The sequence below is a fragment of the Phenylobacterium sp. genome (genome assembly GCF_030697305.1).
Taxonomy (GTDB): domain Bacteria; phylum Pseudomonadota; class Alphaproteobacteria; order Caulobacterales; family Caulobacteraceae; genus Phenylobacterium.
The window spans coordinates 1-2,775 of sequence record NZ_JAUYQL010000050.1 but is presented as its reverse complement, the minus strand read 5'-3'; the positions used below and the strand labels follow the sequence as shown (position 1 = coordinate 2,775).

The window sequence follows — 2,775 nt, the reverse complement described above, 5'->3', positions numbered from 1 at the left end:
CTGTCCGCGCCGATCACCGAGCCGTCGTTCGCCGCCAGCCTGGAGCGCGTTCTGCTCCGGCGCGAAGTCGAACCCGCCGGCCCATCGCATGACTCTCTGGTGGTTGGGGTCCTCAAGGCTGGCGGCGGCGTGGGCGCCACGGTGCTGGTGACCCAATTGGCGGCGGTGCTCGCCGACCGCGGCCAGCGTGTCTGCGTCGTCGACTTCGACGTGCAGTTTGGTTGCGCGGCGATGTACCTCGACATGCAGGACGCTCTGACCCTCGACGACGTCCTGTCCGCCGGCCAGGGGTTGTCCGAAGTCAGTTTCGCCACCGAACTCGCCGCCCATGTCAGCGGCGCGCGGGTGCTGGCGGCGCCGCGGCAGTTCATGACGCTCGACGCGGTCAGCCCTGAGTCCGTCCAGGCGCTGCTGGCGGCGCTGCGGCGCGAGTTCGACGTGATCCTCATGGATATGCCGTCCGCCTGGACTGCGTGGAGCAACCGCGCGCTCTCGCTCGCCGACCGGATCGCCATCGTCAGCCATCTGTCGGTGCCTCACGCCCACCTCATGCGCCGCCAGCTGCATACGCTGTCGCTGCAGTCGCTCGATCAGACGCCGCCGCTGCTGATCTGCAATCGCGTCGGTGGCGACTCTCCTTCGGGCGTCTCGCTCAAGTCGGTGGAACGCGCGGTCGGGCGCAGCTTCGACGCGGTGGTGCCGGACGATTCCAAGATGATTGGCGAAGCGATCAACCAGGGTGTCGCCCTGCGCACCCTGAAGCGTGGGACCAAGGTCGAGCGCGCGCTGAGCGAGCTGGCTCAGATGCTGGTGCCGCAGCAGGCCGCTACGGCGACGCGGACCAGCCGGTGGGGGAGATAGAGATGGCGCTGTGGCAGGACGAGCAACCCGCGGCAAACGACGCTCCGCGTCCCGCCCAATCGGCGACGGTCGAGGGTGGACTGGCGCTCAAGGTGCGTCTGCACAAGCGGCTGCTGGATGTCTTGAACCTGAGCGCCTTGGAGCGGATCCCGCGCGAGACCCTCCGCGGCGAGATCCGCGGCGAAGTGCGCAACTTGTTGGCCGATGAGAAGCGTCTGCTTTCGGTGCCGCAGGTCGACCAGCTGATCGAGGACATCCTAGACGAACTGCTGGGTCTCGGTGCGTTGGAGCCGCTCCTGAAGGACGACTCGATCACCGACATCCTCATCAACACCCACGACAAGGTCTACGTCGAGCGAGGCGGCAAGCTGGAGTTGACGGATGTCCGCTTCCAGGACTCGCGGCACCTGATCCGCATCGTCAACAAAATCGTCTCGGCGGTGGGGCGCAGGGTCGACGAATCCCAACCGATGGTCGACGCGCGCCTGGCCGACGGCTCGCGTGTCAACGCCATCATCCCTCCGCTGGCCGTGGACGGCCCGCTGGTCTCCATCCGAAAGTTCGCATCCAAGCCAATCGACATCGCGCGCCTGGTCGACCTGGGCTCGATCACCGAGGACATGGCATTGGTGCTGCAAATGGTGGTGCGCGCAAGGCGCAACCTGTTGATCTCCGGGGGCACTGGTTCCGGCAAGACGACGCTACTCAACGCCCTGTCCGCTTTCATCGACCAAAGCGAACGGATCGTGACGATCGAGGATTCGGCAGAGCTGCAGCTGCAACAGCCGCACGTCGGGCGTCTGGAGACACGTCCCGCCAACATCGAGGAGCGCGGCGAGGTGACACAGCGCGACTTGGTCCGAAACTCCCTGCGCATGCGGCCTGACCGGATCATCGTGGGTGAAGTGCGGGCCGGCGAGGCGTTCGACATGCTGCAGGCGATGAACACCGGTCACGAAGGCTCGATGACCACTGTGCACGCCAACACCGCACGCGACGCGCTCTCGCGGATCGAGCAGATGATCGGCATGGCGGGGCTGGATATTCCGGCGCGGTCGGTCCGCGGACAGATCGCGTCAGCCATCAACGTCGTCGTCCAGGTCGAGCGAATGGAGGACGGACGCCGTCGCGTGGTGTCGATCTCCGAAGTTGTCGGGATGGAGCAGGACGTCGTCTCCATGCAGGAGATCTTCCGCTTTCGTCGCACGGGCCGCGGCGCCAAGGGCGAGGTGCTGGGAGACTTCGAGCCGACCGGCATCCGTCCGAAGTTCGTCGAACACATGCCGGCGCGCGGGCTGACCCTGCCGCTCGAGATGTTCAACCCTGCGCGCAGGGCCTGACTCCGTGGGTCAGATCCTGTTTCCACTGATCTTCGTCTTTGCCTTCTTGGGGGCGGTGCTGCTCGTCCAGGGCGGTGCGTCGTTGTTCTTCGCCGGGCATGAGAAGTCGCGCCGCGTGAACCGGCGCCTGACCATGCTGGAATCCGGGATGGGCCGGCGCGAGGTCTATGAAGCGCTAGTGCGCCGCCCGGTGTCACCGCGATTCCAGGCCCTGGCGCTGGTGCGGATGCATGACCGGGCCGCCGAGTTCCTCCGTCAGGCGGCGCTGGAGACGACCCCGACGCGACTGTTTGGATACCTGTTGGGCGCGACCGTCGCGCTTTGGGCGGTGGCTGTGGTCGTGCTTCGCGCGACCGGGCGTGGGGTAGGCCCTTCGGAGATGCTTCTGTCCATGCTGGGCGCGGCGGGGTTGTCCTGCTGCTTCGCGTGGTCGTGGATCTCCGGCCGCCGCGAGAAGCGGCGCAAGCAGCTCGAGGAACAACTCCCGCTGGCGTTGGACATCATCGTGCGCGCTTTGCGGGCCGGCCACCCGGTGATCTCGGCTGTCCAGCTCGTCACCGAGGAAATGGGCGAC

The 2,775-nt window shown here is 66.7% G+C and carries 3 protein-coding genes; all 3 read left to right on the top strand.

Annotated elements, in window-relative coordinates; translation table 11 throughout:
• Positions 1–861 (top strand): AAA family ATPase (locus Q8R27_RS05970; RefSeq protein ID WP_305698150.1); only part of this gene is annotated, 861 nt, incomplete at its 5' end.
• Between the two features lie 2 nt (positions 862–863).
• Entirely contained in the window at positions 864–2,201 is a 1,338-nt protein-coding gene (locus tag Q8R27_RS05965) for a CpaF family protein (RefSeq protein ID WP_305698149.1), read from the top strand.
• A gap of 4 nt (positions 2,202–2,205) precedes the next feature.
• Positions 2,206–2,775, top strand: a 570-nt coding sequence (locus Q8R27_RS05960; RefSeq protein ID WP_305698148.1) for a type II secretion system F family protein, incomplete at its 3' end; no start/stop codon positions are given.